Here is a 16,179-nt window from a genome sequence, read left to right as displayed (position 1 = left end):
TGCAATCACGCAGCCCTGAAAAGATACTGGAATCTTACTCCCTGACTTTCTTTTCCGAAAGGCTATATACTGCAGGACTTTTGATTACCTTTCCAGTTGCGCTGTAGCGGGAACCATGACACGGGCAGTCCCAGGTTTTTTCCGCACTGTTCCAGGAGACAATGCATCCCATGTGCTTGCAGGAAGGGTCAAGAGTATGGAGCACCCCTGCCTCGTCCCTGTATGCTGCAACTCTTTCTCCTTCGATCTTGACAATTGCACCTTCTCCAGGCAAGATCTGTGAGGCGTTCTCATGAGTAGGAATTATCCGTTCTCCCACAAGGCCTTTGGTTGCTTCGGCAACCTGTGAGAAAAAAGTTTTAGCCGATTCAAGAGGTTTGAATCGTGAAGGATTATATACCTCTTCCCAGGGGTTAGACTTTCCGAGAATCATATCTGTAAGAATCATCGCTGCAGCAGTGCCTGTGGTCATACCCCATTTCCGGAACCCTGTTGCGATATACAGGTTCTCGTTACCAGAGGTAATCTGACCAATATAGGGAACATGGTCAACAGATATGACATCCTGAGTTGACCAGTGATAATCGATGGAGTTGACTGGGTAGATCGATCTTATCCATTTCTCGAGATTTTGATAGTGGTCGATTTCATTCCCCTCCCCAGTCCTGTGCCCATCTCCTGATACAATTATCAGTTCGCTCTCCCTTGCAGGTTGGGAACGCAGAGATCTGATGGGTTCTTCGGCACTGATAAACATTCCCTGTGGGAAAGGCTCTTCAATACGAACCCCCAGCGCATATGAGCGGGACTGATACAGGCGCTGGAAAAGCAACCCGGGTTTGTCATGAATCGGAAAATGTGTTGCCTGGATAACTTTGTTTGCTTTGATGATCCCTTTATTCGTTATTATTTTTATAGGGCCATCTCCTTCGAGCTTCAATGCCCTCGTCTTTTCAAAGATATGGCATCCATCACCCTCAATCTCCTTTGCCAGGGCACAGAGATATTTTCTGGGATGAAACTGAGCCTGATTGCCGAAAAGGACTGCACCATACGTTTTAAAAGGCAGCGGAAGGTCAGATTCAAATGAAGCCGGGAGCCCGAGGCTTTGAGCTGCATCTACCTCGTTCCGGATATTTACAATCGACTCTTCTGAACTGGCATAAACGTAAGCCGGCATGCGGACAAAATCACAATCTATGCCTTTTGAACTTATTATGGAAGCTATCTTCTCTATGGCTGCCTGATTGGAGTCTGCATACTGCTGAGCCTGTTCTTTTCCGAATTTTGAGATCAGGCGGTCATAGATCAGACCGTGCTGGGATGTAACTTTCGCAGTTGTGTGCCCTGTTACCCCTTTGATAATCCGATCCGCTTCGATCACTGCCACGGATGATAGCCCTGCTTCCTTTAAAAGGAAAGCAGTTGTAATACCCACTATCCCGCCTCCCAGAATTGCCACATCTATATGAATATCTCCGGAAAGAGGAGGATAGCTGGATTCAGGTGTGGTTGCCAGCCAGTAAGACTCTGCCCTTCCAGGCAGGATATAGTCAGCTTTCTTGTTGTCTGCCATATCTTCCACCATAAAGATCTTGAGGAAACCCGCGCACCTAAGCTCTCTGATAGTCATGCACTCTAAGCAGCAAAGCCCAAAAACTGGCTCAAGCTGTGTAAACCCCCTTTATTCACGGTTCTCCCCTGTATCAGTTCTCAAACGGATACCATAAAATTATCTAATCAAATATTAAAAATCAATAGTAACATTAACTCAGGTATTACTGTAATAGGCAGAACTAAAACACAAATAAGAACCTGGAAAATCAGAAATTAAAACAGAGATGAAAACTATCTGTCTATTTGGGGTCTATAAGAGGTATCGGGGTATGACATGAGATATATAGTGTTCTTGAGAGGAGTGCCCGGCTCCGGCAAATCAGCTTTTGTCAGGGAAAATAACCTTGAACCTTATACAATTTCTTCAGACAGCATCCGGCTGCTCCTTAAGCCTCCTGTATTGTCTGTCACCGGAAGACCAGTTATTTCTCAAAAGATCAATCGCCGGGCATGGGGGCTCATTTACTCGCTTATAAAAAGCCATATGGAAGAAGGAGATTTCATAGTCCTTGACGCAACGAATGCGGGAAATGCAGATATTGCAAAGTACAGGAAGCTTGCCAAAACCTACAGGTATAAAGCCATCTGTATTGATTTCTCGGACATTTCTCTTGAGATTGCAAAGGAAAGAAACAGGAAAAGACCTGAGTATGAGATTGTGCCCGAGGCTGTAATTGATGAGATGTACTCCACAATAAACAGACAAAAGGTACCTTCGTTCGTTACAGTAATAAAGCCGCAAGAATTCAATGAAAAATTCCTGTATAAGGCTGATGACTTCTCCCATTATAAAAGAATCCATCACATAGGGGACATAAACGGGAATTATAGGGCTCTTAAGGAGTACCTTACATGCGGGATAAATGAGAATGACCTGTATATTTTTCTGGGAGATTACACAGGCAGTAGAGCTGAAATCTCTGAGAACACTGAAGTTGTTAAATTTCTTACCTCCATAATGGACAGGAATAACGTTATCCTGCTCGAAGGAGAACAGGAAGCATGTTTTTGCATCCTGGCAGAAGGCGGAGAACAAACCCAGACCTCCGGGCTAGAGAACAGAGTGCATAATATTCTAGAAATGAAGCAGGCAGGCGTTACAAATAACGATATTTCCATCTTATGTAAGAAATTGAGATTATGTGCTTACTATAAATTCCATAACAAATGCTTGCTCGTAACTCATGGAGGGCTGAGTAACCTTCCTGAAAACCTGATTCTTATAGGAGCCAATCAGATGATTAACGGCATGGGGGAACCCGAAGATGCATATCTGGTTGCTGCGAGTTTCAATAGAAACACAGATGAAAATACTTATCAGGTTCACGGGCACAGGAATCCTGAAAATCTCCCCATTGAAAACGGAAGAACGTTCAATTTGTGCCCTGAAGAAAGTTCCCTTAGAATCGTCATTCTTGACAGAGAAGATTTTCGCAGCCAGGAAATCAAAAAATAGGTATAAAATATAGTGACAAAAAGAAAAAAATTCTTCAAAAATCCCCTGAAATAAAAATAAACTAAATTTTAACCCATGGAAGTGTTCAAAGTTTCTGTAAATGAAAATTCTAAGCTGGAGATCAGGAAGTAAACCTGAGAATGTGAGTTTTTGAGAGGGCTGAAACCTTTGGACTATCTCTGGATACTACCTAATCTCCTCTAAAGAGTTTAAAGACAATTTTGTTTTGCGGGTTCAGGCAAGAGCATCTTTGTTCATGATATAGGCAACCATTTCACGGTTGATTTTGCTCTCCCTTGAGACCTTTGCTTCAATATCCTCACTGGATTTACCTTCGATTTTCATTTCCTTTATTTTCTCAATAACTGAGGATGGAATGGTGTAGTATTCGTTAATATCCTTCCTGTGACCCCATACATCACCCTCAATAAGCTGGATTTTTTGCATCTCAAGGAACATTTCTATAGATTTTGAAATTGTGCCCTTGTATGATTTAGGCAGCTGAATAGCCTCAATCTTCGGACAGGTTTCAACCAGTCCAAAAATATCCTTGTTCGAAGGTCTGAAAGCCAGATGCACTATTCTTTCATTTGGATTCAGTGTAAAAATTTCGTCTCTTGAGCTAACAACTCTAATTTTCATTGTTTTTTTCCCCACTACAAAGTTTTTTACGTTTTATATCGATAATAAGCTACTTACACTGACTATAAATATTTATCCTACTGTTCTATTAATTTTTACATAGTTTCCTGCCTTCTTGCTTCCATTAATTTCCCAGTTAACTAAAAGGACAAGCTAGCTGAAAGCTATTGGAATTCAGGAGTTTATCTGGAGTACAAAAATTAAGGTTATCAAATAAAAAGTAGCTTGACCAGTTTACACAGTCCTATAAGATATTTACTATCAAGCTCTGTTAATTAAATGGAAGCTTAAGGTATTTGAGAACGGATTAGTAAATATATATAAATATAAGTAAAATTATATGATAATGTAAGTCTCGGAGATTAAGGTCATTGTCGGCTTAAATTGCCCAAGGATCTCATCTTCTCAAAACAGAGTGTTCATCTTCTCAAAACAGAGTGTTCATCTTCTCAAAACAGAGTGTTCATCTTCTCAAAACAGAGTGTTAAAAATTTACTAATTAATCAATAAGTTAAAAAAGCGGGAGTTTTTGATTATTAATTGCTTTACAATTAATCAAGTTCTGAATAATTAGATATTATCTGGAGAATTAGTCATCAAAGAGTTAATTAAATTTTGATGACAATCAGGCTTCTCGCGGTCAGTTAAGACGAGAATACTAAGGACTTTACTGGTGTTAAGTAAATTTATCGGGGTTATGGTCTTGCAGAAAACAAAAATAGTTATCCTAGTGGTATTAACAGTACTTTTTACACTTCGAGCTGCTGCTGGCAGTGCTTCTGCTGCAACTATTTATGTAGAGCCTGGAGACTCGATTCAAAGGGCAGTAAATAATGCGCAACCGGGCGATACAATAATTGTAAAACCGGGGACATATAACGGAGATATAGAGATTTCAACCGCAAATCTGACTCTAGTATCAAGCAGTCCGCATAAAGCAATAATTAAAGCTAAGAATAACGCCTTTAACATTTACGAAAGTAATGTTGTAATAAAAAATTTTGATATAAGAGGTCCGGGTAAATACTCAGGCGTTTGTTTTTTGTTTAGCCGCATCGAATCTACCAATGGAGCTTTTTACTGCACAGTTCAAAATAACAAAATATCTAATTTTAGTATAGGTGCAGATGTTGGATTTTATATGAATAGTGGAAGCGAACACATTCTCAATAATGATATTTTTAATTGCCAGACAGGAATATATGCCTTTGATCTTATGTTCGAAACCCTGACAGTTAGTGGAAATCGTATTACAAACTGTGATAATGGATTATATCTTATTGATGCCCCGTGTATTGTTACAAATAATTATTTTAATAATACCGTAAATATAAATGCTCCTGAAGGGGTTGAATGCATATTTAACACTACGAAAACAGCCGGGAAAAACATTGTAGGCGGCCCGTATCGAGGAGGCAACTACTGGGCAACCCCCTCAGGCAGGAGCTTTTCACAGACCCATTCTGATAAGAACGGAGACGGTTTTGCAGATGAGCCATATATACTGGGCAATTCCATTGATTATCTCCCTCTTATATCTTTGAAACCCCCGGTTGCTGCTTTTTCAGCATCTCCTACCTCAGGAAAAGCCCCATTGAAGGTTAAGTTTACTGACAGAAGTACAAGCTTACCTACCTCATGGAAATGGAGTTTTGGAGACGGATATTATTCAACCGCCAAAAATCCTGTGCATAAGTACGGCAAAGCCGGAAAATACACCGTTAGCTTAGAAGTTAAGAATAAGAAAGGCAGTAACAAGACCACTTATAATTATATCAGTGTAAAGTAAGCAGTGCCTTAAACCAAAAAGATCAGGTCTGAGAGTAAATGATTATGCCTAAAAAGCAGGCACAATAAATTCAGATTGAAATCAGTATAGCTTTCAGGACTGAAGCCTGATGAAAGGAAAATATTTTCATGGCATGGCAACTTTTATTTTAATTCTGATCCGATTAATCGTACATGGTGGGTATTGCGGGAAAGAAAAATCTGCGAGAAGCTAATCTTAAGGGAGTTGACCTTCGAGGAACAAACTTTCAAGGGGCTGACCTCGAAAAAGCTAACCTCATAGAGGCTGACCTCAGGAAAGCTAACCTCACAAATGCTAACCTTAAAGGGGCTGATCTTTTTGAGGCGAACCTTAAAGAAGCTAACCTTGAGGGAGCTTATCTTATATGGGCTGACCTCAGATGGGTTCAGCTTGAAGCGGCTAACCTTGAAAAAGCTCATCTTGAAGGGAGTAAACTTGAAGGAGCAAACCTTGAGAGAGCAGATCTTAAAGAGGCTAACCTTGAAGGGGCAAATCTTAAAAATGCTAACCTTAGAGGAACAAGTCTCGAAGGAGCTAACTTTAGAGGGGCAAATCTTGAAGGCATTAGCCTTGAGGGAGCAACCCTTAAAGCTGCTATCCTTGAAGAAGCATACAGTCTGTCAATTGAGCAGCTTTCGAAGGTTAGAACCCTTTATAACGCAAAATTAGATGAAAAACTGCTAATATCGTTGAAAGAAAAATGTCCCGCCCTTTTTAAAAGACATAATTATAAAAAATAATAGGGGATTAACAGAACTTTTACCGAAGCTTTTTGCTTTGTATTATTCTGTAGAAGCAGTATTTTAACGTGATTTCGAGATAACCTTTCCCTTATCTATGTTTCTCATATCTATGCAGTATTTATGCCCCTATAAGCAGAAGTGATTGAAGATACAGAGTTTACGCATTACTCTATTTCATTTTTAAATAGCTACCAGTATAACTTTAAATCTGTATTTGCTACCAGTATAACTTTAAATCTGTGTTTTTTCCTTTTTATTTATTTGTTCATATAAAGAAATTAATCCGCATAAGTCATCTTTTAATATTATGACTTTATCAGGACACATGATCTATGAGCACATTAATAATTGCAAATATTTTGAAGCAAGATTTAACAACCAGTAATAAGCAGGAAGTGCTTACATGACTGAACGACCGGTCGAAAGTGTAATTATCGAAATCCCGAAAGGAAGCCGAAACAAATACGAGTACGATAAAGAAAAAAAAGTAATTAAATACGACAGAATGCTTTCTTCGTCAATGGTATATCCTTCAGATTATGGTTTTTTCCCTGATACCCTGGCTCTTGACGGTGACCCATTAGATGCTATGGTTTTAACCTGGGAACCTACCTTTCCGGGTTGTGTAATAGATGTACATCTCGTAGCACTGTTTGATATGGAAGACGATAAAGGAAGAGATGAAAAAATCCTCTGTGTTCCGAAGAATGATCCTATGTGGAATTATATTGAAACAACGGACCAGGTTCCACCTCATCTATTTAAAGAGATTACTCATTTCTTCCAGAATTACAAAAAATTAGAGGGCAAACAAGTGACTGTTTTCGGCTGGAGAGGTCTCGAAACAGCCGTTGAAACACTCAAGGAAGCTAAAGCCCGTTATATTGAACAAAAAAAACAATGAAATTATCAAATCATTGAGATTGAGAAATCATCATCTTGCTTTTACGGCTGGATGACATAAAATATACTCTTTTGAGACGATATAAAAAGTATGCTGTATGGAACTATACCTTGTTAAAGATAATGCATAAATTATCCAAAATTAAAGTAAAAACTTTTTGAGATAGACACGAAGAACAGTTATTTATTGTAACTATATTCGCATAAACAACTCTTATATATCTAAATTATAAAAATACTCCCTATAAAAGTAATTAAATACAATAGAATAAATAAAACATTAGATACAGAAATGATGCTGGAAAAGATAGTTTGACTTTCATCTGATAAGAGAATATTTATGAAAAACAATAACAGAATTTCGGGCATTGATATTATTGGGAATGTACCGTGGGGGATACATTTCTGCCAGTTCTACCGGACAAAAGAAGATTTAACGGATATACTTATTCCCTACTTCAAGGCAGGACTGGAAAATAACGAATTTTGCCTGTGGGCTTTGCCAGTTGAGTTAGACGAAGAAAAGGCAAAAGAAGCCTTAAAAGTGGCTATTCCAGACATTCATGTTTATCTAGAGAAAGGGCAAATAGAGATTATCCCATATACTTGCAAGCAAGTAGAAGAGGATGCTTTAGATCCGCAGATGGCATTAAAGCATTTGATTGAAAAAATCAGTAAGGCACTTGCCAGCGGATATGACGGCTTGAGGTATAGTGGAAGCGATTTCTGCGGTCAAGAGGGAATACTGGAATCTGTCACTGGTAAACACCCGGTAATTGCCCTTTGCACTTATTTCCTTGACATATGTAATGTCACTACAATTTTTGATATCGTTTCGAATCACCAGCTTGCTTTGATAAAAAGAGAAGGCAAATGGGAAATAATAGAAAGTTCCTGCCAGAAAAGTTTCATGGAACGCAAGCAGGCTGAGGAGGCACAGAGTGTAAGTGAGAAGCGCATTCGTGCTTTGATAACGGCTAGTTCGGAAGCGGTATATCGTATGAGCCCGGATTGGAGTGAGATGTATTATCTCTATGGTCAAGGTCTTCTTGCAAATACAGAGAGCCCAAGCCATACCTGGCTTCAGGAATATGTCCCTCCTGAAGATCGGTCGCATGTAATTGCCGCCATTAACGAGGCTATCAGGACGAAGAGTATTTACGAACTTGAACATCTGGTTTGGTTAGCCGATGGCAACATAGGATGGATAATTTCACGTGCTGTTCCCATTCTGGATGAAAATAGAGAAATTATTGAATGGCTCGGTACTGCCAGTGACATTACAGAGCGCAAAAAAGTTGAAGCTGAACGGAAAAAGATTCTAGGAAATTTAGATAAGTTAGTTAAAGAACGTACAGAAGAGCTTCAGAAGGCTTATGATTCATTGAAAAAGAGTGAAAAAAATCTTGCTGAGGCTCAAGAAATAGCTCACCTTGGAAGTTGGGAACTGGATTTTGCAAGCAAGGAATTCCATTGGTCTGATGAAACATATCGTATTTTTGGACTTAAACCTCAAGAATTGAAAGTAAATTATGATATGTTTTTAAATTATGTGCATCCCGAAGATCGAAAACAAATAGATAATGCTGCTAAAGAGGCATTAAAAGGAAAACCTTCTGACATTAATTTAAGGATAATTCTAGCTAATGGAAAAGAGCGCATAGTCAATGTAAAATTTGAAATTATTTTCGATGAGGAAAATAATCCTGTCCGGGCTATAGGGACAACTCAGGATATAACAGAGCATAGGAAAGCTGAGGAGAAAATTCGAATACTGGCAAATGCTGTGGAATCGTCAAATGATGCTATCATAACTAAGTCCCTTGATGGTACTATTACAAGCTGGAATAAAGGAGCAGAGCAAGTTTATGGTTACTCACCCGAAGAAGTACTGGGGAAAGCCATAACCATCCTGGAACCATCCATATTAACTGGAGAAACCGAAAAATTAAGTGAAAGGATTAAACGGGGAGAAAATATCCGCAATTATGAGACTTCAAGGTTAAGAAAGGATGGTACGATAATAAATGTTTCAATAACCCTTTCCCCGGTTTTTGACCTATCTGGAAAGCTTGCAGCAATCTTGATAATTGCCAGAGATATAACCGAAAGCAAGATTGCAGCAGAAAAACTTAAAGAAAGCGAAGAAAAGTACCGAAATATCGTAGAGACAGCGAGCGAAGGTATAGTCATAACTAATAGCGAAAATACAATCATTTACGCTAATGAGAAAATGACAGACATGCTCGGATACACTTTGCAAGATTTTATTGGCAAACAAATATGGGGTTTTATCAGCGAAGAATGTAGACCTGTCGTCAAAAGAAATCTGGAAAAAAGGAGGCAGGGAATAATTGAGAGCTATGAATTGGAATTAATACGTAAAGATGGCTCCCCTCTCTGGGTACTTCTGAGCGCTAAACCTCTTTTTGATAAGGAAAGCAAGTATGTAGGCGCTATGAGCATGTTAACTGACATTACCAAGCGAAAAGAAGCTGAAGAATCTCTTATTAATATCGAAACTGCCCGTAAGAAAGAAATCCATCACCGCATTAAGAATAATCTTCAAGTAATTTCCTCTCTGCTCGACCTTCAGGCTGAACAGTTTAAAAACCGGAAAAATATTAAGGATTTCGAAGTTCTCGAAGCCTTTAGAGAAAGCCAGAATAGAGTTATATCTATGGCTCTTATTCATGAAGAGTTGTATAAAGGTGGAGGATTTGAAACACTAAACTTTTCTCCATATATTCAGGAACTCGCTGATACTCTTTTTCAAACCTACAGGCTTGGGAATACGGACATAAGCTTAAACATGGATCTGGAAGAGAAAATTTTATTTGATATGGATACTGCAATCCCGCTGGGGATAATAATTAATGAGCTTGTTTCCAACTCCCTCAAACATGCATTTATAGACAGAGATAGAGGAGAAATTAGAATCAAGCTACGCAGGGAAGAATCCATAGAACCTGAAAATGAAAGCTGCCAGAGTACAGGCAGTAGTTTCATTCTAACTATTTCCGACAACGGGGTTGGAATTCCTGAAAATCTCGATATTGAAGACCTTGATAGTCTTGGCATACAGCTGGTAACTTCCCTTGTAGAGCAGTTAGATGGTGAACTTAAACTGAAAAGGAATAATGGGACTGAATTCACCATAAGGTTCACAGTAGCAGAAAAAAGAGAATAAATTGTGCTATTTTTAAAATTACTTTATTAATCCCTTCTTCATCCCCTTATTCCGAGAAGGCTTGTAATTCCTTTCTTTCCTTAATCCCGTAGTTTAAATTATCCCCGCTAAAAGTACAGCTTAGAGAACAGTACTTTTAGATAGAACACCTCATATTTCTGGTTTAATTAGTAGAAAAATGAAAAAATAGTTCTTGATTAAATAGTAGATTTAAGAGAACTCCACTACATTGATTTAATAAATTCCTTTTCGAACTGTTAATTTTTTAATAAATGACTTTTTAGCATTATCTGGCTGAATTCTTTTTTCAGCAGACTTAGTATAAGTGAAAAATCGATTTTCAAAAAGTTACATTTAAACTTTCGAGAGGTATAAGTAGTTCTGTAAAAAGTACTTGCTCAAGAGACAGCGAGAAAATTCCAGTTAAAATCGATTGAATGGAAGAAATAGAAAATAAGCACCATAAAAGGTGCTTGTTTCCTTACTTAGAACCGTACAGTCTTGTCGCAAATAAGCTGATTAGTTTTTAGATCGATAATTTTTATATTGACAATGCTACCGCGTACAACATCCTCGATATAAGGTCCATCTTTACCCGCATCATTGTCCTCTTCAATTAATCTAAGGGTCTTGACATCACCAACACTTAAAACGCCAAGATCTTTCTTAATGGAACTGGAATCAAGTGTTTTAGAGTTATCACCATCAACAGATACCATAATTTTTGTGGTTCCAGCGGTTTCGAAGTTAATCGAGTCTCCACCAAGGTGTTCGATTTTTACACTTGCTGCTGTATCTGCCCCATTACCACCATTAACGTAGATATCACCTGCTCGAATGTCGAGATTTGCTTGCGGTGCGGACTGTGCAGTTCCCTGTCCAAATACAGAAGACCCTATAGCGGCGGCAAGGATGACAGTTATTGCGACCATCAGGATGACGCCGATAACCGGGGAAACTGCTTTATCGTTCATAAACAATTTCTTGAAATCCATATGTTACTCCCTCCGGGCTAAAAGTATTCGGGCAAGAAAGCCTGCCGGATACTTTTAACACTTTAAATGATAGTTAAGCAACCCTCAATTTTTTAACTTCATACCATCTTATTCCTCTTTGCTATATAAATTTTTTTAAGATGTATTCTAAGATAATTTTAATTCTCAGTAAACCTTCTTAGAGGACATGGTATAGACAGAAACCTGATTGTTGATGGCTTCATAAGCCTTCGAAAATTAGAAACTGCTCTAAAAAATATTTATGGAGACAATGAAGTAAATCCGGAAGAAGACAAGTTGAATAAAGAAAGAAAAAAAGCACCATGTCAGGTGCCTAAATTTTAGAATCTTATGTCTCTATCACAAATTAGCTGGTTAGTTGCCTCATCAATAACTTTGATATTGATAATATCACCATAAGCCACAGCATCAGCAGGATTAACAGAGTTATCTACAATCGGCGCTTTTGGATCAGCAGTTGATTCAGCATTTCTCAGTGCAAGTTTCTTGATATCACCGATACTAATTGTGCCAAGATCAGCTGCAACCGTTTGAGAGTTCCCACCATTAACAGATGCTACAACTTTTGATTTACTAAAATTAATCGGGTCTCCGCCAAGATGCTCAATTTTTATAGTTGCAAGTCCATCAGTAATGCCATCTGCTTCAATATTGAGGTTCGCCTGCGGTGCGGGTTGTGCAGTTCCCTGTCCAAACACTGAAGATCCTATAGCGGCGGCAAGGATGACGGTTATTGCAACCATCAGGATGACGCCAATAACAGGGGAAACTGCTTTGTTATTCATAAACAATTTCTTGAAATCCATATGTTTCTCCCTCCTGGTTAAAGTTATTCGGACAGGAAAACCTGCCGGATACTTTTAAAACTTGAAATGTAATTGAACTTTTTTCAAATTTTGTAACTTCAAATATTCTTATTCTCACTATCTATATAAATTTTCTTATTAAGTACTGAAAGGTAATTTCTGTTAACTTACTCCTTTTTCAATCAAAAAATTTATTTGCACTTGAATTGTATAGAAAATTTTCTAACAGTCAGGTTAATAATCTATTAGAAACATTTTGAGAAGTTATTCTTGAATTTAGAAGGTGATCTCATAGTGGAGGGTAAAAAATGCAGGGCAATTGGCAAGAACTGCCAGGCAGTTTCAGAAGTGTATGGGCAACTGCTTATGATAGGTATAATCGTTCTATCCTTTTCCACAATAGCCCTGACTGTGTTTTCTGACGGGGGAGCTGTAGACCCCCCACATACTCCAAGAACGGATCTGCTCGAGGAAATCGATACGGGTAACAATAAACTATACATCACACACTGCGGAGGAGAAGCTATTGATCTTGATGAGATCAAGATAATCGTGGTTGCTGACGGGCAGCAGTATGAATTCAGCAAGTCCGACTTTGAAGATCCAGAGGGAAATGAACCCGATGATATTTTCACGCTCGGGGACTGCATAGTGATTAATGATGAAAACATCAAGAGAGGGGTCTATATAGACATGCTTCTTGTGCACACGCCCTCCCAGCAGGTGCTCCAGCGAACAGCGCTCCAGCGAGTCCCGGGAAAAATCCCAGACTGGATAACTCCTTATCCATATGGAAGTGTGTATGACAGTACCTCAGGCTGGTCATCCATGGAGCTTGTTAGCGAAATTGATGGACATTCTATAAGCACTGCGGTTACAGACTCAGGATGGACTTCTCAAACTTATTCATTTGGGGTAGATGCGGATGAGATGGGGATTCCAAATTTTTCGAAAATTCAGTTAAAAATAATCTACGAGACAGGGGACAGCAGCTTTGAAGATTTAAAACTGGAAGTAAGCAGCTTTGAAGATTTAAAACTGGAAATATCTACTGACGGATATAACTGGCAACAAATAGCTTCCAAGAAAGAAGGTAACCTGAAAGAACATCATAATTTTGAGGTTTGTGAAGCAGAGAACAAAATTTATACTCTCTATGACCCGACTAAAAATATAGCTTACATAAAAAATACCGACGAACTTGAGAAACTTATGGTCAGGTTTTCAGTTCGTGGAAATGCAGCTGCAGAAAGTGGAAAAGAGTTCTCGGTTGATTACGTAGGAATCCATATAGAGTAACTCATTACAGGCCTGGATGCTGAAGCAAGGGGGACAAAAGGTGAAGAAAAATAATCGAAGTAAGGAAAAACCCGAAAAGAAGTCTTTTTCCCATTCAGAAACTGCAACATCAACTGTTATTGGGGTAGTATTACTTCTGGGGATTATATTTTCAGTATTCGCCATTATACGAATAGGGTACGTCCCGGAGTGGAAAAATGATGCTGAGTACTCTCATATGAACAATGTATACGAGGACATGGCAGACCTCAAATCGAAAATCGATATGATGACAGTCGTCCTGGCTTTAAATCCAGATTCCTCATATATTAGTTCTTCGAATCCGGGCTCCTCTGCTCTTCAGCCTATTATGACTGTACCTTTCCATATGGGTGGGGGAGAGATCCCATTTGTAGGTCCCATAAAATCTAGCGGAAGTCTTGCTGTAAACAAAGACAGCTGCACAATGGGTATAGTAGTAAAAGAACCTTCAGGCACTGAAGCATATATCAAATCTCTTAATTGTGGCACCATCACTTACAATTCTCAAAACAGATATTACGTTAATCAGAATTTCAGTTATGAATGTGGAGCCTTGATCCTTGATCAGGGAAAGCAGTCAGTTATGACGCTCTACCCTTCTATACGATTTTCGAGAACCCCAACCAATGAGTATGACGTTTCAATAAATGCTATAAGAATATTTCAGAAGCCTTACGTCCCTCCCCAGGTAATTTCCTCAAACAAGGAATGTTCTCTACGCCTTACAGGTCTCGATTACAGATCCCTCTACGACAGCGATAAGGTTGGAGATGTAAACCAATTCGTGCTGACTATCAGCACAACTCATCCCGAAGCCTGGGAACAATATTTTAAAGGTTTGCTCGACGATGCAGATATAGAATCAGAGGATTATTGCCTAACATTATCTGAAAAGAATGGCGAGAATTTCGTAAGCTTGACATTCCCTTCAAAACCACCTTCAGAATCAAGCTCAACGCGCTTGAACAGGGTGCGCCTGAGTGAAACTGTAATTAAAGCTGAACCTGGAATTGGCTTGCGTTAAAATGGACAAATGAGAAGACAAGGGAAATCTAAGGATAGAGTAGTAAATCAGATAAAAAGGTTCGATAATGATTCCGAATGCCTCCTTTATAGGAAAAGAGACCAGAGAAACCAATCAGGGGATGTTCTCCCGCTTTTCAAAGTCTGAGTCAGCTGCTGCAACAATTATCCTGGCAGTACTGCTTTTAGGGCTCATATTTGCAATGGTTTCAGTAGTCAGGCTTGAATATGTTCCTGAATGGAAATATGAAGCAGAGCAGGATCATATGTATGAGATTTGGAATGACTTTCAGGAATTAAAAATAAGGATCGATATGCTTTCCAGGCTTATGGAATCAGACAGCTATCCTGCAAACGATTTCTCAATAACTGTGCCTTTCCGTATGGGGAAAGGGGATATCCCTGTTTTCGAGCCTTCGAGGTCAGATGGCAAACTTGAGGTAAATAAAGAAAGGTGTGTAATGAGTATAACCCTGTACAATTCCGCTAATGAGGTAATGAAATTTTATAACTTCAGCTGCGGTGGAATTACCTGCTATTTGCAGAATAAGCAGTATCCTGACCAGTTTTTCAGGTATGAAAACGGAGCCCTGATTCTTTCAGATGGTACAGGTTCTGTAATGAGACAGCCGCCGGTATTCACTATAAATGAAACAATAAAAGGCAGTAATAGTTATACCGTCAATATTCGTGCAATTCAGCTTTCAGGTAAAGTCGATTCTGTTTCCTCAAATACCATTACTCCCCTTGAATTAACGGGACTGAGTAGCAAGCAAGTATACGATAGCAGTGAAAATGAAAACACGAATCTCAAAGCCTTTAGTTTGACAATTGCCACAAAATATCCCGATGCCTGGACCTCTTATCTCAGCGAAACTGCAAAAAACGCAGGACTTGAGTATGGCAGGGACTATGAAATTGAAAAACGAAACCCCGATTGTGTATATTTTAAATTTATACACACCGATAACAAAAATCTCGATAGACTCTGTATAAATGAATCTGTTATCGAGGCAGCTCTGAGAGTTGGAAGCAGCTTGAGCAGTGAAGATTTCGGTTCTCAAGAGTCTGGAGAAGGTGATGACACATCTGAAAGTGAAGAGGATACATCAGAAAATGAAAATACAATGAAATTAAACCAGTGGTATTGTTTTGAAACCGTTTCCGGTACCAATGTAGATCTATCTAAGCTGAGGACTATGATCCAGAAAGTGATTTTTTAACACAGAGCACAGGAGCAATGTTAAAGGATTACTCAAGCAATAATGCATTTGAGCATGATTTAAATAATCAGCTAGAATCGACATTTGGGTTTAATAGTTTTACAGAGTTTGAATCTCAACCCAATTCAGTTACAATCTTAATGGTGTACCAGTGTAATCTTAATAGTAATTATTACATTACTTTAGCAGGCAATGAACTTGATAGAACGTTACATCAAAGCGATGGGAGTGGGAAAAAGTGGTATTTATATAAACAAGATATCAATGAAACATCAATAAATGATCCTTCAGATCTAAAATTTTATTTAAATATTGACAAGCAAAATGGGGATAAGAAGTATATAAACATCAACTATCTTGCAGTCCGCCCTAACTGACGGAAAAGAAAAAGGTATATAAGGCGTATAAGTCCCATACCCGTTTGCACCGA

13 protein-coding genes are annotated in these 16,179 nt (G+C 38.7%); 9 read left to right on the top strand and 4 right to left on the bottom strand.

Annotated features, from left to right (window positions below):
* Window positions 1–34: 34 nt before the first annotated feature.
* Complete coding sequence (locus tag MSTHT_RS11620) at window positions 35–1,576, bottom strand: FAD-dependent oxidoreductase (RefSeq protein WP_048168565.1); 1,542 nt, start codon at window positions 1,574–1,576, stop codon at window positions 35–37.
* A 315-nt stretch (window positions 1,577–1,891) separates the two neighbouring features.
* Here MSTHT_RS11620 and MSTHT_RS11615 point away from each other — a divergent pair, with 315 nt between their 5' ends.
* Window positions 1,892–3,073 carry an AAA family ATPase gene (locus MSTHT_RS11615; RefSeq protein WP_048167922.1) on the top strand — a complete coding sequence of 394 codons (1,182 nt, stop codon included), beginning with the start codon at window positions 1,892–1,894 and terminating at the stop codon, window positions 3,071–3,073.
* 234 nt (window positions 3,074–3,307) lie between these two features.
* On the opposite strand, the gene MSTHT_RS11610 is transcribed toward MSTHT_RS11615, so the two are convergent.
* Window positions 3,308–3,715, bottom strand: a complete 408-nt coding sequence (locus MSTHT_RS11610) for a DUF1699 family protein (protein ID WP_048167921.1) — start codon at window positions 3,713–3,715, stop codon at window positions 3,308–3,310.
* Between the two features lie 703 nt (window positions 3,716–4,418).
* Here MSTHT_RS11610 and MSTHT_RS11605 point away from each other — a divergent pair.
* From MSTHT_RS11605 to MSTHT_RS11590, 4 genes are all read left to right on the top strand, one after another.
* Window positions 4,419–5,504 carry a NosD domain-containing protein gene (locus tag MSTHT_RS11605; protein WP_181952198.1) on the top strand — a complete coding sequence of 362 codons (1,086 nt, stop codon included), beginning with the start codon at window positions 4,419–4,421 and terminating at the stop codon, window positions 5,502–5,504.
* A 173-nt stretch (window positions 5,505–5,677) separates the two neighbouring features.
* A complete protein-coding gene (locus tag MSTHT_RS11600; RefSeq protein WP_052721885.1) occupies window positions 5,678–6,265 on the top strand; it encodes a pentapeptide repeat-containing protein in 588 nt (195 codons plus the stop codon).
* A 406-nt stretch (window positions 6,266–6,671) separates the two neighbouring features.
* Window positions 6,672–7,172: an inorganic diphosphatase gene (locus tag MSTHT_RS11595; RefSeq protein WP_048167920.1), complete on the top strand. Its 501-nt coding sequence runs from the start codon at window positions 6,672–6,674 to the stop codon at window positions 7,170–7,172.
* Between the two features lie 339 nt (window positions 7,173–7,511).
* A complete protein-coding gene (locus MSTHT_RS11590) occupies window positions 7,512–10,361 on the top strand; it encodes a PAS domain S-box protein (protein WP_048167919.1) in 2,850 nt (949 codons plus the stop codon).
* Between the two features lie 485 nt (window positions 10,362–10,846).
* On the opposite strand, the gene MSTHT_RS11585 is transcribed toward MSTHT_RS11590, so the two are convergent.
* Together MSTHT_RS11585 and MSTHT_RS11580 are read right to left on the bottom strand one after the other, a co-directional pair.
* The gene (locus MSTHT_RS11585; RefSeq protein ID WP_048167918.1) at window positions 10,847–11,356 is read right to left on the bottom strand and encodes a type IV pilin; all 510 of its coding nucleotides are present in this window, start codon (window positions 11,354–11,356) and stop codon (window positions 10,847–10,849) included.
* 341 nt (window positions 11,357–11,697) lie between these two features.
* A complete protein-coding gene (locus MSTHT_RS11580) occupies window positions 11,698–12,183 on the bottom strand; it encodes a type IV pilin (protein ID WP_048167917.1) in 486 nt (161 codons plus the stop codon).
* A gap of 294 nt (window positions 12,184–12,477) precedes the next feature.
* Here MSTHT_RS11580 and MSTHT_RS11575 point away from each other — a divergent pair, with 294 nt between their 5' ends.
* From MSTHT_RS11575 to MSTHT_RS11560, 4 genes are all read left to right on the top strand, one after another.
* A complete protein-coding gene (locus tag MSTHT_RS11575; RefSeq protein ID WP_048167916.1) occupies window positions 12,478–13,482 on the top strand; it encodes a type IV pilin N-terminal domain-containing protein in 1,005 nt (334 codons plus the stop codon).
* A gap of 40 nt (window positions 13,483–13,522) precedes the next feature.
* A complete protein-coding gene (locus MSTHT_RS11570) occupies window positions 13,523–14,527 on the top strand; it encodes a hypothetical protein (protein ID WP_231588085.1) in 1,005 nt (334 codons plus the stop codon).
* 67 nt (window positions 14,528–14,594) lie between these two features.
* The gene (locus MSTHT_RS11565) at window positions 14,595–15,749 is read left to right on the top strand and encodes a hypothetical protein (protein ID WP_048167914.1); all 1,155 of its coding nucleotides are present in this window, start codon (window positions 14,595–14,597) and stop codon (window positions 15,747–15,749) included.
* 17 nt (window positions 15,750–15,766) lie between these two features.
* Window positions 15,767–16,126 carry a hypothetical protein gene (locus tag MSTHT_RS11560; protein WP_048167913.1) on the top strand — a complete coding sequence of 120 codons (360 nt, stop codon included), beginning with the start codon at window positions 15,767–15,769 and terminating at the stop codon, window positions 16,124–16,126.
* The last annotated feature ends 53 nt before the right edge of the window (window positions 16,127–16,179 follow it).

This window comes from Methanosarcina thermophila TM-1 (assembly GCF_000969885.1).
GTDB classification, from domain to species: Archaea; Halobacteriota; Methanosarcinia; order Methanosarcinales; family Methanosarcinaceae; genus Methanosarcina; species Methanosarcina thermophila.
The sequence above is the reverse complement of the archived record's forward strand: the minus strand, read 5'-3'. Positions and strand labels throughout refer to the sequence as shown.